Origin of the sequence: Sphingomonas kaistensis, from assembly GCF_011927725.1 — a bacterium.
GTDB classification, from domain to species: Bacteria; Pseudomonadota; Alphaproteobacteria; order Sphingomonadales; family Sphingomonadaceae; genus Sphingomicrobium; species Sphingomicrobium kaistense.
Window position 1 is genome coordinate 1,578,599 of the sequence record NZ_JAATJC010000001.1, and the last position, 24,197, is coordinate 1,602,795.

Annotated in this window: 14 protein-coding genes; 10 read left to right on the top strand and 4 right to left on the bottom strand. The window is 57.8% G+C overall.

Features of this window, described 5'->3' with window-relative positions; all coding sequences use genetic code 11:
• Nucleotides 1-221: 221 nt before the first annotated feature.
• The 4 genes from GGQ97_RS07845 to GGQ97_RS07860 all read left to right on the top strand — a co-directional run bounded on the left by GGQ97_RS07845 (nt 222) and on the right by GGQ97_RS07860 (nt 4,277).
• Nucleotides 222-785 (top strand): HD domain-containing protein, encoded by a 564-nt coding sequence (locus GGQ97_RS07845; RefSeq protein ID WP_209022814.1) that lies wholly within the window; start codon nt 222-224, stop codon nt 783-785.
• An 89-nt stretch (nt 786-874) separates the two neighbouring features.
• The gene (locus GGQ97_RS07850; RefSeq protein ID WP_168068522.1) at nt 875-1,879 is read left to right on the top strand and encodes a hypothetical protein; all 1,005 of its coding nucleotides are present in this window, start codon (nt 875-877) and stop codon (nt 1,877-1,879) included.
• 2 nt (nt 1,880-1,881) lie between these two features.
• Nucleotides 1,882-3,132, top strand: a complete 1,251-nt coding sequence (locus GGQ97_RS07855; RefSeq protein WP_168068524.1) for an MBL fold metallo-hydrolase — start codon at nt 1,882-1,884, stop codon at nt 3,130-3,132.
• Between the two features lie 5 nt (nt 3,133-3,137).
• Complete coding sequence (locus GGQ97_RS07860) at nt 3,138-4,277, top strand: PD-(D/E)XK nuclease family protein (protein WP_168068526.1); 1,140 nt, start codon at nt 3,138-3,140, stop codon at nt 4,275-4,277.
• A 390-nt stretch (nt 4,278-4,667) separates the two neighbouring features.
• Here GGQ97_RS07860 and GGQ97_RS07865 read toward each other — a convergent pair whose 3' ends face one another.
• Both GGQ97_RS07865 and GGQ97_RS07870 read right to left on the bottom strand, forming a co-directional pair.
• Nucleotides 4,668-4,919 carry a hypothetical protein gene (locus tag GGQ97_RS07865; protein WP_168068528.1) on the bottom strand — a complete coding sequence of 84 codons (252 nt, stop codon included), beginning with the start codon at nt 4,917-4,919 and terminating at the stop codon, nt 4,668-4,670.
• A 340-nt stretch (nt 4,920-5,259) separates the two neighbouring features.
• Entirely contained in the window at nt 5,260-5,838 is a 579-nt protein-coding gene (locus GGQ97_RS07870; RefSeq protein WP_168068530.1) for a hypothetical protein, read from the bottom strand.
• Nucleotides 5,839-6,101: 263 nt separating this feature from the next.
• Here GGQ97_RS07870 and GGQ97_RS14645 point away from each other — a divergent pair, with 263 nt between their 5' ends.
• A complete protein-coding gene (locus tag GGQ97_RS14645; protein ID WP_168068532.1) occupies nt 6,102-7,226 on the top strand; it encodes an ImmA/IrrE family metallo-endopeptidase in 1,125 nt (374 codons plus the stop codon).
• A gap of 245 nt (nt 7,227-7,471) precedes the next feature.
• A complete protein-coding gene (locus tag GGQ97_RS07880; protein ID WP_168068534.1) occupies nt 7,472-8,389 on the top strand; it encodes an ARPP-1 family domain-containing protein in 918 nt (305 codons plus the stop codon).
• Between the two features lie 23 nt (nt 8,390-8,412).
• Here GGQ97_RS07880 and GGQ97_RS07885 read toward each other — a convergent pair whose 3' ends face one another.
• Nucleotides 8,413-9,405 (bottom strand): WCX domain-containing protein, encoded by a 993-nt coding sequence (locus GGQ97_RS07885; RefSeq protein ID WP_168068536.1) that lies wholly within the window; start codon nt 9,403-9,405, stop codon nt 8,413-8,415.
• Nucleotides 9,406-9,510: 105 nt separating this feature from the next.
• On the opposite strand from GGQ97_RS07885, the gene GGQ97_RS07890 reads away from it, so the two are divergent.
• The 4 genes from GGQ97_RS07890 (at nt 9,511) to GGQ97_RS14655 (ending at nt 23,483) form a co-directional block, all read left to right on the top strand.
• Nucleotides 9,511-11,010, top strand: a complete 1,500-nt coding sequence (locus GGQ97_RS07890) for an ADP-ribosylglycohydrolase family protein (RefSeq protein WP_209022815.1) — start codon at nt 9,511-9,513, stop codon at nt 11,008-11,010.
• Nucleotides 11,011-11,380: 370 nt separating this feature from the next.
• Complete coding sequence (locus GGQ97_RS14650) at nt 11,381-14,326, top strand: AAA family ATPase (protein WP_342448483.1); 2,946 nt, start codon at nt 11,381-11,383, stop codon at nt 14,324-14,326.
• Nucleotides 14,323-15,642: a 5-methylcytosine restriction system specificity protein McrC gene (locus tag GGQ97_RS07900; RefSeq protein ID WP_168068538.1), complete on the top strand. Its 1,320-nt coding sequence runs from the start codon at nt 14,323-14,325 to the stop codon at nt 15,640-15,642. Before GGQ97_RS14650 ends, GGQ97_RS07900 begins: the two co-directional genes overlap by 4 nt.
• 227 nt (nt 15,643-15,869) lie before the next feature.
• On the top strand, nt 15,870-23,483 hold the full coding sequence (locus tag GGQ97_RS14655) for a UvrD-helicase domain-containing protein (protein WP_168068540.1): 7,614 nt from the start codon (nt 15,870-15,872) through the stop codon (nt 23,481-23,483).
• Between the two features lie 27 nt (nt 23,484-23,510).
• On the opposite strand, the gene GGQ97_RS07910 is transcribed toward GGQ97_RS14655, so the two are convergent.
• Nucleotides 23,511-23,978, bottom strand: a complete 468-nt coding sequence (locus GGQ97_RS07910; protein ID WP_342448484.1) for a hypothetical protein — start codon at nt 23,976-23,978, stop codon at nt 23,511-23,513.
• Nucleotides 23,979-24,197 lie beyond the last annotated feature (219 nt).

The following is a 24,197-nucleotide window of genomic DNA, read 5'->3' on the forward strand; positions in this document are numbered from 1 at the left end:
CGTACCCTTCACCGTAGTGTTCAGTCCCGGGCAGACAATCGAAACGGATGTGGACGGAGCAAAGATGATCTTCCGTGCACGTCAGCCGGTCCGTGATTTCTTTAAGAGATCTGGCGCTCAGGAGGGTGACAAGGTCGTAATCCAGCGCGGCGGGGACAGGCTCATGAAAGTTAGCCTGGAGCCTGCGCTCCCAAGTCCCACAGCGTAAAGGAGAGTTGCAGATGCAGCCTAGCCCCCAGGATGAGTTGGAGAGCATTATCAAAGCAGCGTCGTTCGCCGCCCGTAAGCACCGGACGCAGCGACGGAAGGATGCAGATGCCTCCCCGTACATAAACCATCCACTCGCGCTTGCCGAAATCCTTTGCTCGGAAGGGTCAGTCACGGACTCCACGGTGCTGGTCGCCGCGCTTCTGCACGATACCGTCGAGGACACCGAAACCAGCCTTCAAGAGCTAGAGGTGGAATTTGGTAGTGTAGTAGCCTCCGTTGTGGCCGAGGTGACGGACGACAAGTCGCTTCCCAAGGAGGAGCGCAAGCGACTTCAAGTCGCCAAGGCAGCGTCGAAATCGGATGCTGCCAAGCTCGTGAAGCTTGCCGATAAGATCAGCAACCTTCGTGACATTGCGTCATCTCCTCCAGCCAGCTGGTCAGACGAGAGGCGCATCGCTTACTTCAATTGGGCGCGGGACGTAGTTAGTGGCCTTCGCGGGGTGAACCCGGCACTCGAGCGGGTCTTCGATCAAGTCTATGATGAAGGCCTTCGTGCAATTCGCTCTGCAGCGTAGCGCCCGCACAACTAACCAGCTCAAATCTCGTAGCGACTTGGCTTCGACGGAGAAGGCCACGATCTGCTCGCAGAGGGGAAGGAATATCAATGCCGAGCTTCAAGCGTTCATTTGAAACGGTAGCCCTCAAGAGGTGGTGCGCTGAACACCCCGGCAGCGCTGTGCATGCGCTCCTGAAGCAGTGGGCTCTTCCTGGTTCAGCGACGACGGGCGAGGCTTGCCTGAGGGTTGCCGTGAGGAGCGGCTACCTGAACTTCTATGTGAAGGGCCAGTCCGCAGCCAAGCTAACGTGCAGAGCGGGTGGCCCCAGCATCTCGGTTCACAGCAAGTATGTTGAAGGCCACGAGCGTGGTTCAGAGATCGCAGCCGGCAACGCAACTCAAAGCTACATAGAGTTTGGATCCGCAGACCTGAGGAAGCCAGAAACTGCTCTTCTTGTGCCCGGCTGGATCAAGACTGCTGAAACCTATGCGTCCGCTGAGAAGCGCTTTGTGGACGACCTTGTCGCGGCGAATGCCGGAGTGCTCGACCTTGAGATGGGCCTGCCAGCGAGTGATGAGCTTGGCAGCGAACGAGTGGCGCCGCGCATGGACTTGGTGCTCATCGAGCCGGCCAGCGGTTCAGAACCAGCAATCGCCTTCTGGGAGGCCAAGTGCGCTAACAACGGCGAGCTTCGAGCGAAGGGCAATGCAGATCCCAAAGTTATCGGTCAGATTGCGCGCTATGTAGACTGGATGCGGTCAGAGACGCGCGCGACCGAGGTGCGAGACGCTTACCGGCAGGCTGCATCGGTTCTTACAGAGCTTCTCGAGCTTGCCGGACACTCGGCCGACGCGGAATGCTCTCGTCTCTGGACGATGCTTGCGAACAGCAAAGCTCCCAAGCTCAGTCTCCAGCCAGGCATTGTGATCGGCAATTACTGGCCCCGGGGCTCGACCGAGGGGATCGCGAGCGAGCGTATGCGTCAATGCGCCAAATCATTCGAGAAGAATGGTCATCGCGAAAAGCTTGAAAAAGCAGGGTTGCAGTTGCACCAAGTCGGCCCAGACGAGATGGTTCTTGCCCTGCCACGTCTCGGCGGGCTCGGAGCTTAGGCTTGAGCCTGGCCCTCACAGTCCATCGCGGCACTCAGGCGATCGGGGGCTCCTGCATTGAGCTTGAAGGACCGACGGGTGAGCGACTGATCCTAGATGCAGGGCGCCCGCTTGATGCTGACAGGCAAGCGACTGGCCTCCTGCCGACCACGCTCGATCTGCATAGGCCTGCGACTGTTATCTTCAGTCACTCGCATATGGATCATTGGGGCCTGATCGATGAACTCCCGGCGAATTGGCCGATCTGGAGTGGCGAGAAGGCAGCAGAGCTGATGCGGCTCTCAGCCGAACTCTTCGGAGGCGGCATAGAGCGTCCATTCAAGACTTGGAACAGTCGCTCAGGGCCATTCCAGATCGGAGGATTTCAGGTCACGCCATACCTGACAGATCACTCGGCCCCCGACGCCTACATGCTGCTGATCGAAGGGTGGGGACGGCGGGTTCTCTATACCGGTGACTTTCGAGCACATGGCCGTAAGGCCCGCTTAGTTGAAGACATGATTGCGGCGCCGCCACGTCGGATCGATGTGCTGATCATGGAGGGCACTAACCTCGGCACAGACAAGCCGGTGATCTCGGAAAGCGATCTGGAGGACGCGTTCGTAGAGCTCGCGAGGGAAACGCCAAGGCACGTCTTTGTTTCCTGGTCCGCTCAGAACGTCGACAGGACTGTGACGCTGTTCCGCGCTGCAAGAAGAACCGGACGCCAGTTCGTAGTCGACCTGTATGGAGCGGACGTGCTGCAGAGGATTGCAGAGGGGACAGCTCTTCCAGCTCCAGGGCCGAACTTTCCAGAGCTCAAAGTGGTCATCACGCCGGGTGGCAAACGGCTCTATGCTCGTCAGGGACGGCATGAGTTCGTGACGCAATCAGCAGAAAGCGAGTTCGCTACGTCGAGGGCCCGTCTTAGGAACGGGCGGGCCATCATCATGCTCCGGGACTCTATGTTAGAGGACTTCGCACAGGGAGGGCTCGGGTTCACATCTCGTGACGCCTACGCGTTCTCGAATTGGACCGGGTATCTTGATCCCGACAATCCGAAGAGCGGGTGGGCTCAAGCAAATGCCGCAGGCGCCAGAACTCTGAAGCTGCACACTTCGGGACACGCTAGCCCCGCTGATCTCTCACAATTTGCAAGAGCGATCCGTCCCGCCGCGTTAGTCCCTGTTCATGGCTTGGCTTGGAATGAGTCTTCCGCGTACTTCCGAGGACTGAAGAGGCTTTCCGATGGCGAGAGATGGGTAATTGGATAGGTTCAATGACCGATCTCTTTAGCCAACTCTACAAGTTGTGTTCTCGTGACGGTGAAAAGAGCTGTCTGGAGGACTGGCTCACGGAGTGCATCGCCGTTGTGTTTCGTTCGCTGTCGAACGAGGAATGGTTGGCGCTCATTGAGCGTCTTTCAGGGCACAGTGCGCTTGACCTAACCGCTGTGTTGGATGGTGCAGACATCACGGTTCGAACGCAGGTTAGTGCCGATCATTTTGGCCGGCCAGACCTAGTGATTTACGTTGGTGATGATCCACTGATCCTCTTCGAAAACAAGGTGGCGCACACCGTAGATCAAGCAAGCGACGCCTCCGGTCGCGTGGTTCATCAGCTACATCGATACGCCGAATGGCTAAGCACGCAGGAACGGGCGAAAGGCCTTCGGCATTCTCTCGTCTTCCTGACCCACATCACGGCGCCGCCTGCCGACTTCACCATCTCAGAAGGAGAAAACGTTTACTTCGGCGTGCACCGACAAGTTGATAGCTGGGGCGAGCTGACCCGCTTTCTTATTGAAATCACGCAGGGAAGCGGGAGCAACTCTTTCAGCCATAAACTATCGCTTTCTCTCCTTGAGCATCTGGAATGCAATGACATGGCAAACGAATTTCCAAAAACCTCGGACTTTGCCGCTCTCGAGCTCTTCCTCAGGTTCGGTCCTCCACTGGAGAACCTAGTCACCCAGATGTGGAGGCAGGTCGCTCACGCCGCAAACTCGTCAAACCAGTCGGGCATGTCCGTCGACCCCGAACACGAGTACGGCCGCTACGAGGCTTCGCGCTACGTAAATAGGACGTCGCGGACGGGGAGCACGGGTTCCTTCCTCTCAACTGGTATATGGTACCCGGAGATCGGCACCGGCTGGGACAAAGATGACTTGAATGGGTACGAAGCTCGCGGCCCGCATGTATTTCTTCTTTTCGCCGACAATGACGATGATGTTTTCGAGGACATCAAGGGCGTTCCGGGGCAAGATTGGCTTAGGCCTAGTAGTGACTTCCTCGTACTCCGGCCTCTTCACAGCTTCGGCGGGGATGCAGATGACCGAGCGCGCGCCATGCTGGAGTGGCTAAGCGGCGAGGCGAAGAAGCTCAGGGCTTTCCTTCTCTCTGAGAATCTAACCACCTAAACTCTGCACGGAAGCTCCGACCGAAGAACGCCTGGGTGGATGGTCGTAGCGACCGAAGAGGTCGAGATCACCGGTGTGGGGTGCGTCTCATGGAACTCGCTGTAACTTCTAAGACGGTATCGCGGACTGCAGCGATAAAGTCGTCATCTCTCCATTCAGGATCGTCCAGCGGCGTTGTCATTGCGTCTTCGATGCCCCGCAGTTCGTCAGCGCACAGCAGCCCACGATCTGCCAACGCTGTGATAGTCCTGCACAGGCCGTTGAATGCGGCGGTGCCGAGTAAGCGTGAGATATCATCCGCACCGTCTTCGGAGGGCTCGATTAGTACCTCCATCATTGTCGGACCCGACCGCAACGAGGTGTCCCGGAGCCAGCGGGTGTGGTCAGCTGTCACTTGTCGCTCCGTAGCTGCTGAGCAGTTATGCCAGCGGCCTCGTAGCGGGCGTACGGGCTGCACTGCGCCGTCCAACCCTCGGGCATTCGCGAGCGCAGCCCAGCGTCATTCAAACGACCGTCTTCGGAGCGGGTGATTGCGCCCAAGCGGTATAAACTTCGCATGTAGCTGTCGATGATTTCGAGTGTCGGCTTGCTAGCGTTTAACAGCAGTTCTCGAAGTACCTTAACCGGCACAGCATGATCCATGGCCAGCTCCTGATCTGACAATCCGGCCAGAACGCGAGCCGCTTCCACGGAGATAAAGTGAGCAGAGACGAGAATGTCTCGATCTCGCCTTGGGCACGGTCCTGATAGCCAAACGGGCCTACCGGAGCGCCGCAGGAACGGACTTCCTGAGCGATAGGCGTGCAGGTTGTCGAAAAACGTGCGGAAGGGAGCTGCCCGGTCGCGGGACTCAGTCGCGATCTGAATGTGTCGAAGAGTGCTCAGGGCTAGTGAGTTCATCATGCTTTTTTCCTTTCGGAGCGGGCACGCGTCATCACTCCCGCTAGGCACGGGCGAGCGCGTCTCGTTGGTGTTGCGAGCTTTAGACCTTAATCGAAATTTCAATCGCGGACGGCGAGCAGCCGAATTGAGCAGCCAAGCCTTCTTTTGCCTCGGCAACGGTCAGTTTACGTGCGCCACTGCGTGGTTCATTTTCAACCCGGCGCGAATAGGACCAGTCGATCTTCTTCTTCGGCACCGGCTTGAAATCGCACTCCTCTGGGTCGAACCCGAGCAATTTACGAGCAGACAGGTAGCGGATTGGCTGCTGCGATGGCTTGAAGGCATTCGGAATGTCGATTGCAGCCGCCTGATCAAACAGGATCGCCCACTTTCCTGTTTCGCCAGTTGTCTCGTCCCTTCGAGCGACGATGTCTTTGATCTTGGCGATCAAGAAGGCTGCGCGGTGACCCTCACCCTTGTTTTTGTCCTTCCGCGCCAAAATGATGTACTTAGCTTTGCTCGCACGTGAGAGATTAAGCCGCCAGGCAGCGCTATTATTTGCGTCCAGCAAATCGCGGGCGGGGTCTTCAGTAAAGATCAATAAGGAGTCCGGCGGTTCGTCCGACGGCTGGCTAACCGTTGTTTGGGACTGCTTCTTGCTGTCGTGAACCGTGACCATTCCCGATTCCTCTCGGCGTACCATAATCGCGTGTATATCCGAGCCTCCTAGCCGAGTCAAATAATCATGATTATAATCTCTCCTTAATCAGGATTATGCGTTGGGGATTGGTGGTGCTCACCAAATGAGGGGCTTGGTCCTACTCGACGCGATAGAGCATGCTGAAGATTGGAAATCATGCTGGGTAGCCGACCGCTGTAACTCACGGCATCGGGACGTGAGAAAGCTACTAGCGGCAAGCTCGGCAGGTCGGCATCGTGTGAGTGGACAAGTCCACGCTGATTTCGAAAGCGAGTTTGAATTTGAGTCTCTCAAACTTCTTCTGGCGGTGGGTAGGGGAGAAGATCCGCGCAGCCGATCCCGCGAAAGGAGCATTGGTCTCGCAGCGGTATAGCTACCTATTCCGACCCGGGACGGCACGCCGACGGCGGACTGAAGTGCCTCCCGCCGCTCCCGATGAATCCCAGAAGGCTGAACTGGCTGAGCCCACGCGTGCTGATGTGCAGCAATTGATGGACCAGGCGCTAACGACGCCCACTCTCGATAGCCTGCAGCAGTTCGTGGACTTCGCTAACCGTTTCCGGAAACTCGCGGCTTACAATCTCTACATGGTTTATATTCAGCGCCCCGGCGCCGCGGCAGTCGCAACGCGCGACGAGTGGATGGGCGTAGGTCAGACCATAATGCCCGATGCCGTTCCCATCGTTATTCTGCGTACTTTTGGACCAATCGAGCTCGTTTACGAGCTGTCTGACACAGCGCCACCGCAAGTTCGGGATCCCCGAAGTCACATGTTGGGTGCAGAGGGGCCGTTCGATGTCGAGCGAATGAATAGGCTCGTGCGTAATCTTAAACCCAAGGGTAAAGCACTCCGTATCGATGTCGTGCAAGGCAGCTACGGCGCGCACCTCGCCGGTACTGCTGCGGCCGCCAGACCTTTGCTAACTGATGTGCAGGACTTAGCCTCTGGGACGCTACCTACCGGCCAGATTGCACATGGTAACTTCGAAACGACGCCGTACCCGGCGCATGACTTACTCTATCGTATCAAGCTCAACCGCCGGATGACCGCAGCCGAGCAGTTCACGACACTTGCGCATGAACTCGGGCACATCTTCTGTGGCCACCTTGGCGCATTCTTGCCCTCAGGTAGGGCTGATGACGACCATGGATGGCCGGACCGCTCCTCTTTGGGGCAGAGCGCCCGCGAGATCGAAGCTGAGCTAGTAGCTTGGCTCATCGCCTCTCGAGCCAATCTGATAACCGGTGCCCCGATCTATCTGAGGCCATACTTGGAGCGGGCGAGAGATGATGGATCAATCGGGTCAGTCAGCCCTCACGCCATCATTCGGGCGGCCGCCCGCATTGAGAGGCTGTCGAAGCGCTGAGTTAGTGGGACCCGAGACTCTTCCACGTATTGATGAGGCTAAACTGCCCGGAGCGGCTGACAGGTTAAGGGCCCGCCATTACGTTCGGAAACGGATGACAGATTGTTGATCAGGCAGTGCAGGACCGGAGCGCGCATGCTGCCCTTCTCCCAAGCTGCAATCAATTCTGGCGGCTCTGCGCATGGTCGGGATGACCGCTTTTGTCGCTGCTTCAGGGTATTCAGTCTCTCTGACTGGAGATGCCTATGTACGCGATCACGAAGCTCCTGGACCAAGTCGAACTTGGCACGCCGCTCACAGCTGGCGCTGTCTTCATGTTTCCGATCTTTGGCCAGACGGTGTTCTCAGACGACCTGATGGTTCTCGATGAAGCGCTGAATGAAGGTGCGGTTGAGATTACCGAAATCTCGGACGACGGCTTCGTCCCCGAGCTGTTGGTTAGGAATGCCGCGGATCGCAGTCTCTTCCTGCTCGACGGTGAGCAGGTGGTTGGTCTCAAGCAGAATAGAACCTTCAACCTCTCGATGCTCCTGCCTGCCAAGAGCAGCACCGTCGTGCCTGTGTCGTGTCTCGAACGGGGCCGCTGGGACGTCCAGAGTTCGCGAGCAATGGCCGCAGAGCATGTTCATTTCGCGAAGGGACGAGCCAGCAAGATGCGCTCCGTTGGTCAGAGCCTCGCAACCGCAAGAGCTTACAGCTCAGATCAAGGTCGTGTCTGGGCGGACATCGATGAGAAATTTGCTGAACGCGGATCCCGCAGCAGCACCTACGCAGAGGCAGACTATTACATGGAGCGTCGAGCCGAGCTTGAGCCGCCCGCGATTGAGTTTGAACCGCAAGCTGGACAAACGGGGGCGGCATACGGAGTGGGCAAGAGGATCGTGGGGGCGGACCTATTCGGCTCTCCCAGTCTCTTTCATTCACTGGGCCGAAAGCTCTCAAGAAGCTACCTAATGGAGACCATTGGGGCAGAAACACTAGCCGCGCCGCCTTCCACAGCCGACGCTCTGAAGACGCTGAAGGCTCTCCTCAGCACGCCTGTGATGGCTTTTCCGGCACCGGGAGAGGGGGAAACTCTTCGGCTTGAGGCTGATGGCTTAACCGGAGCAGCTCTCGTGAAGAACGGGCGGTGCATCCATGTTGCCGTTCTCTGCGACCCTTAATCGTACCGGGCTGCTGCCAAGAGTCAGGGAAGGCCCGGGAAGTCGCTGCGGCGATGGTCTATGACCATCTTTGCCAAACTCTGAGGGGCGACAACTTCAACGCAGTTGCCCCATGAGTAAAGGTGCCAGCACATCTCAAGGTGCCCCGAAGCTTTGAAGCGGACGATCAACGAGCCATCGCTCTGGTCCTCCGTCACCTGGCTGGGATGGAAGAGGTACCTCTTGGCGTGCTCTGCCGCATGGGGAGTGAAGCGCCAGACCACCTCACCGAACTCATCGTCGCTGTGATACGAGCCAAACGCCCGTTGTGCGTAGCTGGCCAGCTTGAAGCTCTCTGGAATCTCGAAGCTGGTAGCAAGCTGCTCTGCGGAGATGATGTCCTCAACCCGATAGTGCCTGAGGCGTCCGTCCTTCTTCGCTGTGTCCTCCGCGACCAAGTAGCGGCGCGCGCCGAGCAGCAATCCGTAGGGGGCTACCACGCGCTCTACTGCCTCCTCGTCAGCTCTGCTTTTATAGGCGATTCGAAGGTGGAATGGACCTTTGAGGCAGGTCGATACTGCTTCATCTACCTCAGGGTTCAGGACAGGACGAGGACCGGGTCTCGCGGCGTACCCAAGTGCTTCGAGCAGGGCCTCTTCGTCGACAGCTAGCCGTGCACCAGAGCCTTCAGGCAAGAGTGCTCGTATCTTTTGATTAAGTGTCCTGAGACGTGCGGCCTCACTCACGAGACCAAGCAGTTCTAGTTCCGTGATCGCCGTGGACGTTGCCGCAAGTTCCTCCGCCGTGGGGCTGAGGAGTGCTGCGATAGAACGGGCGGGCAGCCGCCAATAATGCCGCTGATCGTCGCCAATGTAATGATCTGTCGTCGGGAAAGCTTGCTGTAGCGCTTCGATCATCCGCTGTGCCGTCCTCCGCACACAGCCGAATTCAGCTTCGATTTCCGCCAGGCAGACTCCTCGCCTGCCGCTCGCCATCATCGCCAGTCTCAGAAGATCAGTGGCTTTGGAAAATGACACAGCTATCGTCCCCCATGACAGCTTCTGTCACCTGCGTAGGCTATTGTAGCTCCTGAAACAATCTGAGCCCACACCACCGTAGGCTTGAGTTCAGTGTGAAGGATTATGGCCATCAAGACGAGCGTCTCACACCCGCTACAGATTGCTGAGATTTCAGCCGGGCCGGGGCTTGGCCGTGTGGGAATCACCTTCTGCCCGGGAAAGCGGCAGGTCTCAGCTTTCAGCGGGAGGTGGGATCGCGATTTATCGATCGACGTCGACGCGATTGCGAGCTGGGGTGCAGCAGCCGTTCTGACGCTGGTCGAGGATCATGAGCTCACTTCGCTCGGTGTTGAGAAGCTCGGCGCCGAGGTGCGGGCCCGGCACATGACGTGGTTTCACTTGCCAATCCCGGATGTCACCGCACCGTCGGCCAGCTTCGAGCGGATCTGGCAGGTGCACGGCGAGGGCATCCGCCACCTCATCCGGAGCGGCTTTGATGTGCTTGTCCACTGCAAGGGCGGACTTGGGCGCGCAGGGACGGTAGCCGCCCGGCTCCTAGTCGAACTCGGGTGGCGGCCGGATGACGCAATCTTAGAAGTTCGAAGGGTTAGGCCAGGCGCCATAGAGACATCGGCGCAAGAGGAACACGTCCTCAAATCAGAGAAGATCTTAGAGGCTCAATCATCTGAGATCTGGTTTTCGTTAGAAGATCGCGCGGTGGGAGCCTTGCTCGGGCTCGCCGTCGGCGATGCGGTAGGTACGACGCTGGAGTTTCAGCGGCGCGACAGCGGATCACCGCTTGAAGACATGGTTGGGGGAGGTCCCTTCCAACTCACTGCCGGCGAGTGGACCGACGACACTGCCATGGCGCTTGCGTTGGCGAATAGCCTGCTCGCAAAGAATGGCCTCGACGAGCTTGATCTGATGAATAGGTTTGTAAGCTGGTGGAGGCGGGGCAGATATAGCTGCACCGGCACCTGCTTCGATATTGGCAGCACAACAGCTTCAGCTTTGTCTCACTTCGAAGAAGCAGGGGAGCCGATCGCGGGCTCTAATCACCCGCACTCTGCTGGAAACGGCTCCCTAATGCGCCTAGCCCCCGTTGCGATTCTTGGCCTTCAACTCTCCATTCGCGAGCGAGCAGCGCTCGCCGAACGCCAAAGTGCAACCACTCACGGGGCGCCAGCTTGCCTTTCGGCGTGCAAGCACTTCTCCGTACTTCTCCACGACGCGATCAATGGCGCAACTCGAACTGAAGTCCTGATGCCTCGGAGTGCTGACGGGCACCCTGAGGTTGCGGAGGTGCTCGCAGGCTCGTGGCGCGGTAAGCCCAGGAACGCGATTAAATCGTCGGGCTACGTGGTCCACACTCTAGAGGCGGCGCTTTGGTGTATTGGCCGTACGAGCAGCTTCAAGGAAGCGGTCCTGCTCGCGGCAAACCTCGGTGATGACGCCGATACAACCGCCGCTGTCACGGGCCAGCTGGCTGGCGCGCTTTACGGAGCCGCCGCTATCCCTGAGCCTTGGTTGCGGAAACTGGCGTGGGCCGACCGAATAGAGACAATGGCTAGGGCGCTGGTGACCCGAAGTCGATTGCTCGCGCCCGTAACATCGCCGGTATGAGGTTCTCAGTTGGACTGTGCACCTCCTTAGGGCAGACAAGCTTACAGACTTAGGGAAGTTGGCTTCAGAAGAAGCTGGCGACGATGGTACCAGTGGAGGGTGAGTGAGAGAGCAGGCATATCGGGACTGGTTGGCGGACGGTGGCTCTCATTCCCGAGCATCCCACAATTCCCACGTCTATGCGCTGACGACTATCGAGCAGCACTTGAGCGCTCTCGGTTCGCCTCACGCCAGTTTGGAAGAGGCTTGGAGGGCTGATCAGTTCCAAGAACTCCGGGATAGGCTGCGCGCAATCCGTGAGGATGCGAGAGCGGGCGGGACGCAGTTCCGTCTCCTGATGCCTAGTTCGGAGACACCCCACAAAAGGCTTGTGAACTGGGGCCGCTGGCTCAACCAGTACGGTCGATTTCTCAGTGGCGAGCGGCAAGAGCACAAAGATGCCGATAAGATCCGCCGATATGTTCTCGAAGAGGTGATCGAGCCAGCACGCGAGACCTCTGCTGCCACGACTGACGTTCTAGTTCGGGATGTGAACAGCGCCCTCCAGTTGAACGAGGCTTGGCCGAACATCTGTCAGGCTCTGGCGGGCAGGAAAATGCAGGAACTCGCAGAAGTACCGCCGCCGCAGCGAATTGGTGCGGAGGCAAGCTCTGCCACGATCTTCCGCTTCGACTTAGATCCAGCAGAGTACTGGGCGGATGCTGTCCTCCAAGAGAGGTATGGCGAGCCTATCAACAGAACAAAGAAGATCGTGTCCTATCAGGCCGCTGACGGACGTCAGTTGGGATTGGATAGCGAGGCGTCATCGGCTCAGATTTGGCTAGAGGGAATTGTGACGCCTCTCCCAGACGGCGCCACGGCAAACCGATACACAGCAACCTCGCCGAGGAATTCGAACCTTCCGCCACGCCTGCGATATGGTGGCACTGAGGCGCGGGAAGTGAGCTTGATCACCATTCCGAACGCCGACGCCCTTCGCTCCCTTCTGGACACCTACCAGTCGCAGGACGCAGCCTTCGAGAACGGATTGAAGCTCTTGAGGGCGCGTTTCTTATCGCACTGCCCCGACTTCCGGAGCTTCGCGGAACCGCAGAGTTCCTACGTGGATGGAGAGCGCGCTTACAAGATTGCTGCCGCTGACAAGGTCACGGGCGCACTCCAGGAGGCTTTCGACGATGAGGAGCTTGGCCGCCAGGTGTTCGTCATCATGAAGGAGGCAGCCAAGGACGGCCCATTGGTGCGCTGGCAGACCGAAGACGATCTGAAGAAGAAGTATCCTTGGGCCCTCTCTGACTTCTACAGATACATCGGTCGGCTTGTGCGCTCCAAGCACCCTATCGAAGAGAGTCTAGAAGAAGCGTTCAAGTCCTTTCAGGAATTGAAAGATGCTGGCGCTAAAGTTCTGACGTACGGTGAACAACTGAATATCCTGATTACGGCCGCCTCCATGGTTCACCCCCAAGCAGCGGCGCCGATCAAGAAGAAGATGATTAACGCAGCTGCAGAGGCGCTCGGGCAGCCGGCGTTGTTCCCGGGCGAGCATTTCGACCAAGAAAATTACAGCCGTTTCAAGGCTTTGTTCGACCGTGTATTCGGTGTGATGAACAATGGATGGGGGTGGGGGCCCCGGGACTTTTTCGATGTGCAAGGCTTCCTATGGATCGCGCTCAACTATGAGCAGCCGGTTACGCCCCCTATCCAGCCAGCCAACGAACAATCAGTTGAGAGAACCTTTTCGATGAAGCCGACGAACCTCATTCTCTATGGGCCGCCTGGCACGGGGAAAACGTACCGAACTGCGCTGGAGGCCGTCAAACTCTGCGGTGGGCCGGTCAACTATTCGGATGATGAACCGGGCCGCGCAGCGCTTATGAAGCGCTACTATGAACTCGTAGAAAATCGTCAGATTGAGTTCGTCACGTTCCACCAGAACTTCAGCTACGAAGATTTCGTAGAGGGCCTTAGGCCCGTGCCTTTGGAGAGCGAGAACGGGACTGCCGCCGGTTTTCAGCTGCAACCAGAAGATGGGATCTTCCGCCGGATCGCTGAGCGGGCCGGCAAGCGAGTAGCTGTTGGATCAGACGAATTCCAGCTCGATACAAGAAGCGTCTTCAAGATCTCGCTAGGGCAGTCGAACCAGGCGCAGTGGGACTGGGTATACGATCAGTCCTTGGAAGAGGGCTACGCTTACCTAGGCTTCAAAGACGTTGATTGGTCCGACCCGAAGTTTGCCGATCGCGAGGCAATCTTTGCTGAGCTCCAGGCCCGCTTCTCAGAGGAGCCAATTACCTCGCAGATGGGCGTGGTTAAGTCACCAGACCGCTTCCGCAATCAGCTCAAGGTTGGCGACGTTGTGATCGCTTCGAAGGGGCTCAACGCCTTTCGGGCGATCGGAATTGTAGAAGGGGAGTACGAATATGCACCCCGGCCAGACGGCCGCTACTGCCACAGGCGCAAAGTTCGGTGGCTTTGGGACGATCCAGACGGGGTCCCGGTCAGCGAAATTGCAGAGAAGCGCTTCAGCCTGGACACCATCTACCCACTTCCCAAAAGCCGGCTGAACCTGGCGGCGATCAAACGGTATGTGAACAGCGTTGAGGCTGACGATCAGGCTGGCGAGATCCTGCCGCATGTCCTCATCATCGACGAAATCAATCGAGCCAATATCTCGAAAGTCTTTGGTGAGCTGATCACGCTGCTGGAACCGGATAAGCGTCTTGGCCAAGCTAATGCTCTGACCGTCAGGCTGCCTTACTCGAAACGTGAATTCGGAGTGCCGTCGAACCTGCACCTGATTGGCACCATGAACACTGCCGACAGGTCCATTGCGCTTCTCGACACCGCTCTCCGGCGGCGCTTCCGCTTCGAAGAAATGGCTCCGGATACGAGCGTTTCCGCCTTCAAGGCAGCCGAAGTGGATAGTGGAGTGCCCCTCACTGCAGTCCTCACCACGCTGAACAAGCGTATCGAGTATCTCGTCGACCGGGATCATCGCATTGGCCACGCATTCTTCATCGGGTGCAAGGATCGCGCTGATGTGGATGAAGTCATGCGCCACAAGGTAGTCCCGTTGCTGCAGGAGTACTTCTTTGACGATTGGAATCGTCTTGCTGCGGTTCTGGGTGAGAAGAAGGGGAAAGATGGTGCTTTCCTAACCTGCGATCTCATCCAGGATCCCACGGAAAGTGGGGGTGAGCCGCTCACGAGCTGGAGAGTCCGGGCAGCCTTTGCGGTAGATGCTTATGATCGTCTTCTGGGTGCAGCCGTCCCGGCTAACGACGAGCAGGCCACGGCAGAGGTGTCTGACCTAGCGTGACCCACCATACCGTTCGGGAATGGGGACGCGTTCCCGTAGGTAATGAGGGCCAGGGCTTTAGTCGTGCCCAGGCTAACTCACTTCTCAAGGCGGCGAGATCTCATCCCTGCGCGTCCGACGAAGCGACGAACATTCTGATCGACGGCCACCATTACCTCCGGGCTGGGCAGGTTGTGGGGGTGCTCGCTGCTCCCGGCTGCTCCCTTGAGATACTGCCCAAGGTGGATCCTCAGATTGACGAAGCAGGGGAGAGTATTCGGACGGTTCGCAGTCGGCTGGTGCAGATGCTGCACGTGGCGCTCGGGCTGGAGCCCTCCACCGGAGCTGCTGCACCCCACGCTCGTCAGAATGAGACGCTCCTAGACGTCTTCATTCGACAGTTCGCCGACGGCCTGTTGGCTGAAGTTCGAAGGAGCCTTCCACGGCAGTATGAGCCCTGTCGAGACGACCTGCCGGCGCTGCGAGGGAGGCTCGATGTGATCCGGCAGTTCACCATCCACGCTGTCCGCCCTGAACGCCTTGCCTGTTCGTTTGACGCGCTCCTGTCTGACACGCCGCTGATGCGCATCATGGCTGCGTGTGTTCGCGAGCTCTCTCGGTACTGCACCCGCTTGGAGACGCAGCGCAAACTCAGCGAGCTGCGCTCCTTACTTTCCGAGATTACAGAAGTCTCCGTGCGCAGCCTGCCCTGGAGCGCTGTGACAATCGATCGCACGAACTACCGGTGGAAAACTCTTCTCCGCTTGGCCCGTCTTCTTCTTGGAAGAGAGTGGCAGAGCACAGGTCATCGGGAGGGCTCGCCAGATGGCCTGGCGCTTCTTTTCCCTATGAACGATCTCTTCGAAGCCTACGTCGCTGCGTTGCTGCGGAGAGCAATGGCGGGCACCGACATAGAGGTGGTGGAGCAAGGGGGGCTTCGGTACTGCCTTGGACGCTGGGATGCTGACGAGAGCTGTGTCGGAACTGTATTTCAGACAAGGCCAGACATTCTTCTGAGAGATACGTCTGGCAGAACCAAAGCCATCATTGACACCAAATGGAAGAAGCTCTCCCCAGACCCCCTCGACCGTAAGCACGGGATATCTCAGGCTGATGTCTATCAGATGATGGCGTACGCCCGTATCTATGAATGCGCCGAGCTTATGCTGCTGTATCCCGACCATTCTGGACTTTCGATTTCGGAAGGCGCTCAGCGCGTGTTCGGGATGTCGGGAGGCCTTGAGAGAATGCAGATACGCACGATTGATGTCACACAGACACACAGTGACGTCACTAAGCAGCTTGCCGCTGCGATGATGAGCCTCTCTCCTGGCTAGCGATATCCGGCTGATGATTTCGCCGACCGCCGCTTAGCCGCCTCGAGTACCATGGTCCTAACGTTTCTTTCGGCAAGGTGAGCTAGCGTGCAAAGCATGTCGCGTAATCCAGCTGCTGAGACTCCGGCTCCGTGCAGGACACCTGCCGCATGAGGTCACTGGAAGAGCAATTGAGGGATCTGAGGTTCTCTCGGGGTAACGATCAGCCGCGGCCTCAAGAGAGTGAGGTGATCGGATCGCACGAGGAAAATCGATTCAACCGGGGCGGCAGACCGAATCCTGCGAGTGCAGGAAATGCTCGCAGAACCACGAAGCCACGCGCTGGGGCGAGTGCATCCGAGTTAATCCGTGAGCTCCCTCATATCGGCACCATTCGGCGGACTGAAGAGGGGCGGGGATTTGGATATCTCGTAGGTGAGCCGGGAGGCGAAGAGGTCTTCTTCCACGTCAACGGACATGCTCTGCGCGGGCGAGAGCGGGGTGTGCTGCCCGCGCCCGGCACGCGGGTATTGTTCATTCTTGGAAGTGACCCCCGCCACACTTTGCGCAAGCGTGCCATACGCTGGGTACCGGTGCCGTTGATCCCACAATTGGTCGCAGCCAAATCGACGACGCAGGCAGAGCTAGACGAGCTGCGTCGAGCCGCCCTGAAGGCACTCGAATGGGATAGCCTGTGGCAGCTGCTCCGTGCGGACTGGTACGGCCGGGAATGGGGCAACAACCCTCCCGCAGATCTCGTTGACCACGTCCTTGAAGAGGTTTGGAAAGCTCGCGTTCCTTCGCTGCCTGCGGCCGAGCTAACATGCGAGAGGTTCTGGGCCCAGGCGGCGAAAACGCGCTATAAGTTCTCGGCCCAACTTGCTCCTGCAGACTTGTGTCGGGTCTTCGACCTAACATCGTTTGATCTGCCACAGCTGTTGGCGCTCGGGTCGCCAAGAGCAGAATGGGTTCCGGAAGCAGATCGTAAGCTCCGTTTCCGCCTGATGGAATGGTATCTGGCTAGTCGTCAGAGCCCTCGCAGTGCGGAAGATTGGAGTGCCTGGTTTACCGGCACCTGTTCCTTTGAAGCAGACCTCGCTTGTCACGTAATCAAAGGTGCTAGCGAGGTCGATCCCTTCGTCTCAGGCTGGCTCCACAGGTTGGCCGAAAACAAGCTCCTTGACACTGCCAATCTGGATGCTTGGGCAGAGCGGTGCCCGCAGGCTGCTGTAGATTTCTTCGAGCGTCTCTCGAGTGTGGCGCAGTTGCGGCACCTTCGACGATGGCAGGAAACTCCGGAAGCCCTCCTCAGCCTTAAGCCAAGTTCAGCCCGTTCTCTTGCGATACTTTCATCCACCGCTTTGTCCATCGACCTAGAGACAGACGGTGAGCGCGTTTGGGAAGTAGGTTGTGCTCAGGGGGGAAGCACAACCATGCTGTTCACTGAGGGTAGCGCATGCACCCTCTCGGACGCGCTAACCCAAGTTCTGAGTAGGTCCGCAGCAGCGTCTCTCACTGTCGGGCACAACCTGACAGCCTGGGACTGGCCAATTATCAAGCGGCTGACGGGGTCTCAGCAAGAAACGCCCATTTGGGACACCTTGCTGACTGAGTTTCTGCTGAAGCCGCAGGCTGCATCTCACGCGCTAGACGGTAGTCATAAGGCGGACGGTGACGCACTTGCGGCGCTCGAGATGTTTAGGCGCCAGCTTGCGCAATTCCCTCCTGAGTTCGCGCTCAGGATCTTGCTCGCTCCACCGAGTGATGGGGCGCGCCTGATCGAGAAAATGGCGAGCCACTTAGATGGGGCGGTTCATTACTCCCGTGAAGAGCCGGCGGCCATGGCTTCGGCGGGCGATCGATCTCGGATCATGCTCGTTTCACAAGAGCGTATCCGCGAATACGACTGGGTGCCGGATGTGTCAGTTGTCTCGGTGGATCCAGCCGCTGGGCTGCCACTCGGATTCTGCCGGATCGACTCCGATAAGCTCGAGGAACAGCTGGGAGTTTGCGGCACACCCAGTCCAGCCGGGATGGCGGTCCTGGCAGTTGCCCGCTTCGCAGCTAAACAGAGGATCTCGATCCGCCGAAACATGATTCCGCTCTGGTTGACGGATGGTGACGAAGCCCTGTCCCAAGCCTTGGATCGCTCGTGTGTGTCGCTACCAAATGAGGGGGGCTTCCGCATAGCGCCTTTGCCATCAGATTTGGAATGGTGGCGTACCGCCGACATCACTCAATATCAGCTGCAAGAGTCACAATCGGCTATTCTTCTCCGGGAGTGCAGGCCCACTCGACTAGAGGCTCCAGAGAACACCAGCAGGGACTGGTCCGCAACATCTCTGCAAATGGTCGCGATCGCGGGCGAGGCGACGCACTGGATTGTTCCAGACCGCGCCGCCCATATTCTGGAGCCGCACGGGGGAACGGTATCGTTTGCCACCTGGTCCATTGGTGTTCGGCAGCATCGTACATCCCCACCGCAGATTGAATCTCGAAGCTTGGATGCGGTGCTCGCGACACGGCGTAACCACGTTCTCTATCCACATAGCTACGATCAAGCATCGTATTGGAAGGAGGTCCTGCGAACATTACGAGAGGTGGCGGCGGCTAATCCTGGAAAAACTCCTGTCCTTCTAGTTGAAAGCTCAAAGAGCTTGGAGCTCGTGAGGTCGCTAGAAACAGGTCTCTGCGAAATCGGCTTGGGCGAAGTTCGTCCTACTCACCGCAGTAAGCGAGAACATCTACGGCGCGCATGCAAGCAAGGTTTTGCGGTAGTGGATCTACTCGCCAACTGGCCGAAGTGGCGGTCCCTTGCGCAGAGCCTGTCAGTGCCGTTGCAGCCGGTCTTGGAAGCGTTGCCGATCGAAGAATGGTACGCGCTTCAGCAAGCCGAGCGCGTGCGAACCCCGACCGAGCTGCCGGGTGATGCGATCGATCCTGCCGTGGACTCAAGAGCAGATGCTGAACTGCCACTGTCCGTTTCATTTGCTTCAATTCTGGAAGAGCTGCCAGCGCTTCTATTTGGCCGCTTGCCGACTTGGCTGACCTCAATCGGAATTAGCCCGGATGAGTTGCATCCTGTTTTAATCGATTCTCGCTTAAGCCAGTCTGCTCACAGGCTTCGTGGGAAAATCGGCCATCTGGCTCTCAGCGAAGCTCCGCTAGCGGCCGCCGAAGTAGCTGCTCTCGACATTGCGCTGGCGTCCTTCAAGTTGGAACGCGAAGAGGCGCCTTCTGACTTCAGCTCGATGGAACGCTTCCTAATCCAGCATTGGCAGCCGGACAGCACGAAATCAGGCCAGCCTTCGCCCGGCTTCAAGGCAAGTCAGCGTCCTCCCATGGAGGCGATTTGTGACCGCTCAAGCCATGTCTTGGTGTCGCTACCAACTGGCGAGGGAAAGTCGGTATTGTTCCAGGTTCCGGCACTGTGTCGAGGTCTTCGCAATCGGCGACTCACCCTGGTCATATCGCCGCTCAAAGCCTTGATGCGCGATCAGCTTGAAGGCCTGCGCCAGCGAGGGTTTGGCGTCTCCGCCGACTACATCAGCGGCGACCTCACGCCGCATGAAGCCGCCGAGGTCATGCAGGGTGTGCTCGATCATCGCATTGTGCTGCTCTACGTTTCACCCGAACGATTGCGCAGCCCGATCTTTCTGGCGGTGCTGGAAAAGCGCATGGAAGCGGACGCAGGCCTAGAGTACGTCGTCATCGACGAGGCACACTGCGTCAATCAGTGGGGCTATGAGTTCCGCCCCGACTACTTCCACGCCACGCAACTGCTTCTACGCAAGTGTCGAGAGTGGCCGGGAGCCAGCCCAACTCCGTTCCTGCTAATGTCAGCAACTATCACAGCTGCTGACAAGGAGAGATTAAGCGCGTTCTTGGAGAGCAATGCAGAGAGCGGCCATCCGACTCTGAAACTGCTGGCAAGACCTGACTCTTTCGCAAATCCAATACGGTCGCACATCGAGATCCAGCCCAAGCGCTGTGCAGAAAGCGCTGGTGGTGACGAATCGGAAGCCGCGTTGGACTCGCGTGTACCGGTGATCTCGGCGGCAATCAGGAGTGCGAGCAGCAATCAGGAAAGAACGAAGCAGCGAAGCGCCGGTATCGTATTCGTGCAAAGCCGGTCACTCGCACAGCGTCTTGCGGAGCGGCTCTCGGAGGACACGGGTGCCCGAGTAGCTTTCTACCATGCCGGCCTCGACTCTGCGACGCGAGAAGAGGTCTATTCCGACTTTCGTCAAGAAGAACTGGATGTACTTGTCGCGACGAAGGCGTTTGGCATGGGAATGCATATTCCCGACATCCACTGGGCAGTCCATTTCTCTCCATCTGGAACGCTCGAAGACTATCTGCAGGAGGTCGGCCGCATCGGTCGCGGTGCGACCGAACGGAAGAAGGCAGGTCTGAAGACCCTGTCCGCGCTGCTACCGTACTCAAATCAAGACTTCGCCCGCATACGTGATCTCCGGGCTGCGAACGCCCTCAGCCGCCCGGCTGTGGAAAGCCTGTTCACGCACATTCGCGGTCGCGCTGTCGAGAGCGAAGGCCAGCTGGTCGCGATCGTGCCGGAGCACGGCTACAACAAAGTAGAAAACGACGTTCAGTTGCGTGCGGCCAAGACACGAACGCGCATGGCGCTCTATTGGCTTGAGCGGGCTGGAGAGCTCAAGCTCTGCAGCTCTCTTCCCGACGCTCTCACAGTCTCTCTGCGGCCAGATGTTCTGGCATCTCTAGAGAGGGAGCAAGGCCCAGTGGGTGAGCTTGCGAGCATTTTGCTCCATTTGGAAGGAGTCGGAGATGCGCTTAAATTCGAAGCCGCGGATCAAAAAGGCTGGCTGAAGCGAATACTTCAGAACTTAGCCGACAAGGTTGGCTTCGCGTTTACTGGCTCATCGAAGAGGCAGGATGGTTCGAGAAACAATTCTCAGACCTCAACCTTCGTGGAGGCGGTGCTCAATCTTTCGCAGATCCGCTTGCATAGCAAGACGATGAAGTCGAACGACGACGTGCTTGCTTGCCTGGCGGACTTGGACAAGCGCGGCGGCATCAGGCTGAACCGGCAGATCGAGTTCAGCAAGCGAAAGCTTGCTTCGAACCCGGATGAGAGCATCACCACCTTGTTCGAACTTGTGGGATCTGCCGCAGCCGAAGTTATTCGACGATTGGCCGCAGACGGAACGCTTCAGTTCGATCCCTTGCAGTTAGTCGAGGAAGGAGCGCTTGCGGAGGTCGCGAAACCCTCGGTTGATGCGGATGTTTCGGGGCGCCGCGCTTCGTCCAATGGTCGCCAGCAGGAGCTCTTTTCAAGCGCGTATATAAACGGCCTTAGGAGCTTGCTTCGGGCGAGCGGCCTAAAGCTTCGACAAGTGATCAATGAGGATGAAACGGTCCGCTGGGAAGCCATGCTCGCCAGATCGAAATGCCGCGACGCATCCGCACGACAAAAGGCATTGCTTAAGAGCGCGCAGGCGCTGTTGTCAGTCCTCAACAAGGCGCCTGAGGACCGCATAGATCTGTCAAGCCTAGTCAATAAGATGCGCGAAGTCAGCCTGAATAGAAGATTCAGCGAACTGGATCTCAAGCGAACAGCGGGCCTCCTTTCCGCACTGAAGCTGATCAGCATGTCGATCGACCTGATGCAGGTCTCGCACGTGGTCGTACTAAGCTCGGAAGAGGGCGACAATTCCAAGCAAGCGGATGTCTGGACCGAACTAGCCGAGGTCAATGAACTGGGGGAAGTTCGCAGCTTAGCAATGGAAGTTTTCGCGAACCTTAAAGTGGACGCACAGGAAGCATTCATCGCTGGATATTTTGCTCAGTCGAATGCCAAGCAGTTGAGGCAATTCCTTGAGACTCAGATTGGCGAAATCGAGATTGTCGACGACGGGCAAGGATCCACCATCATAGAACAGATGCAGGAGCAGCTGCGTGCAACTCGGGTCGTAGAATTATTCGAAAAATTCCAGAATTCCGAGGAGCCATCACAGTGGGAGGCCGTTCGCCACCCCTATGACCAGCACCTGCTCGTCAATGCGGGCCCAGGCGCTGGCAAAACCTTTGTACTGGTTGGGCGGATCGTGCACCTCATCCGCGAACAGCACATCCATCCCTCACAGATTGTTGTACTCGCTTTTAATCGCGCCGTCGTTTTTGAGATCAGGCGCAGAGTCCGCGAACTCTTCAAGTCGCTGGGCTACGCATCTTATGCATCAAGGCTGCGTGTCTCGACGATCCACTCCTTCGCGATGCGTCACCTCGCTGAGGCGGGCGAGACGGACCGAAGGCGAGATCTGAAGGATGTTCTGTCCAGATTTGCCGCTCGCATGAAGGACGACCAAAACTTTCGTCGCAAGGTTGCCGGTGACGTTCGCTGCATATTGGTCGATGAATACCAGGACGTCACAGAAGACATCTACACTGTCCTAAAAAACCTCCATCTCGGAAGTGAAGCTCGTGCAGGCGTGATGGTGATCGGTGATGACGATCAAGACATCCTGCGCTGGCAGCGCGAGTCTGGTGAGTTTTCAGAGAGCTATTTTGACCGGTTTGTAGACGACTTCGGAGGGTCCGAGCTGAAGCAACTGGTGTTGGCTGTAAACTTTCGTTCGTCCAAGGATATTGTAGCTCGCAGTCAGAAAGTGATCTCCGCCTTCTTCTCCAATAACGAACGCTCACGGCGGCTGAAAACATCGCTGCTTGCTGCGCAGTCCGGAGCATCTTTCGAAAGCAGGGGCGAACGCCTCGATTGGAAAGGGCGAATATTCGAAGACGCTGTGAGAGAGGTGCCGACTATCTGGCAAAAGCTGAGTGAACGGCACGGGGGGAATCTAGCAATTCTTTGTCGCTCCAATGCTGAGGTTGCACACGCACACCAGCTCTTGCAGTCACGCATGCCTGACCTCACGGTTCAGGGAGCGGCCGATCTGCGCACTGCAGACCTTCGTCATCAAGCTCTTTGGCTCGACTTCTTACGGTCAACACTCGACGAGAGCGACCGGGCGCTTTCCGAGAACCTCCAAAAGCAGCTTCTTAGTAGGTTCAAACAAGAAGTAGATATTCCTGAGGTTCGTGATCGTGACGAATCCGTTGATAGCATCACGTCTTTGTGGGAGCTTTGCATCCAGGAGAAGGCGTATCCGCATGTCTCCAGTCTCATTCGGTTCACCGAGGACCTGCGTACCGATGAGCTCCTACGCCTCTCGGGAGTGCGCGGCACCGCAGGCTCGAATGCGGTCATTTCGACCATCCATAAAGTGAAAGGGTTGGAGTTCGATAACGTTGTAATTCTGCCCTCCCGTATCCCGTTTGGCACTAGAGGCAGATCGGCGGCAGCTAAGGACATCGTTGGCGATGCAGCTGAGGAAGCACGGCTGCTCTACGTCGGTATGACGAGAGCGAAACAAGGCTTGTGGTACTTCGTGGGAGAGAGGGAGCTCTCCTGGGGGCAGCGGCCACCACGGGCGTTCAGCGCTGAGCAGCGACAAGGGCTCGTGCTTGAAGGGTCTCCAGAAGAGGTAAGCTTGGGTTGGGCCGGACAGAGTAATTACTTCAACCCGGATCCTGCAGATTGCCAGGCGTACATCGAGAGGGAAGTTCGGGTCGGCGATCCAGTCCTTATTGGAGGGCGCGGAGCTGGAGCAGGGAAGGGCCTCTTCCATCGGGACCCCAATGGGCGGACTCGCCAAATTGGCTATCTCGCGAAAAGCAGTGGTTTCGGAAGTCCAGACGCGGACTTGAAGGTTAGCGCCGTTATTCGCTTCTATCCGGAGGAACTGACGGCAGAGGCGGCCAGTGCAGGTCATGAGCAACGGAGATGGGCATATGCCGTGCTAGTGTCCGGGAGGCTGCGCTGAGTTCGCTCAAACTCGCAAGAGTAGGGATCATTCGACGACGGGATAATGTGGCATCGGCCATTCGTGATCAGGATTGTCCATCATCAAGTCGACGAAGATGGGTAGCAAGCAGCCAAGAAGCGCACCTCCATCACGTACTTGCGCACGGTTTACCTCGCTGTTCCAAGTCGCTCCGCCATGCACAAGTTGGTTCCTGAGGACGTAGAGACGATCAAACAGAATCGACAGGATGGTAGCGGTGTCATGTGCGGCAAGCGCACGCCGAATAGCTCCGCGACTGCGGTCAAGCCTATCCATCCAATCGGTGTACCCCGCGACGCCGTTGTGATGCTGCCAAAACGGCGCGAATACGTACTGATTGTCGAGCAGCAGCCGGATCTCCTGAGAGAAGCGCTCCCAAACCATGTCGTAGATGCGGTGCTTGCTGTCGAACCCGATCAAGGTTGAGAAGAACGCGCGGAAATTTTCTCTCTCACTGTCGGAAGCTTGGCTCACATCTCCTGCATATGCGGCGTTGAATCCTATCCAAGACAAAATGAAACGGACGTCAGCATCCTCCGTCTCCTTCTCTGCTCTGATCAACCAACTCAGAGCCCGGTGGACGCGAAGCGTCAGCGGTTTAGGGAAGCCGTCCCGCAGCTTACGCTGCTTCTCCTTAAGACTGAGAGGGTGAAGCGGACTGGAGGGTGGATGATTTTGCGGCATGGAAGCACG

Bases quoted from the DNA above. Each gene is read 5' to 3' on its own strand.
- GGQ97_RS07845 (WP_209022814.1), top strand. From the start codon at position 222: ATGCAGCCTAGCCCCCAGGATGAGTTGGAGAGCATTATCAAAGCAGCG.
- GGQ97_RS07850 (WP_168068522.1), top strand. From the start codon at position 875: ATGCCGAGCTTCAAGCGTTCATTTGAAACGGTAGCCCTCAAGAGGTGG.
- GGQ97_RS07860 (WP_168068526.1), top strand. From the start codon at position 3,138: ATGACCGATCTCTTTAGCCAACTCTACAAGTTGTGTTCTCGTGACGGT.
- GGQ97_RS07865 (WP_168068528.1), bottom strand. From the start codon at position 4,919: ATGGATCATGCTGTGCCGGTTAAGGTACTTCGAGAACTGCTGTTAAAC.
- GGQ97_RS07870 (WP_168068530.1), bottom strand. From the start codon at position 5,838: ATGGTCACGGTTCACGACAGCAAGAAGCAGTCCCAAACAACGGTTAGC.
- GGQ97_RS07880 (WP_168068534.1), top strand. From the start codon at position 7,472: ATGTACGCGATCACGAAGCTCCTGGACCAAGTCGAACTTGGCACGCCG.
- GGQ97_RS07890 (WP_209022815.1), top strand. From the start codon at position 9,511: ATGGCCATCAAGACGAGCGTCTCACACCCGCTACAGATTGCTGAGATT.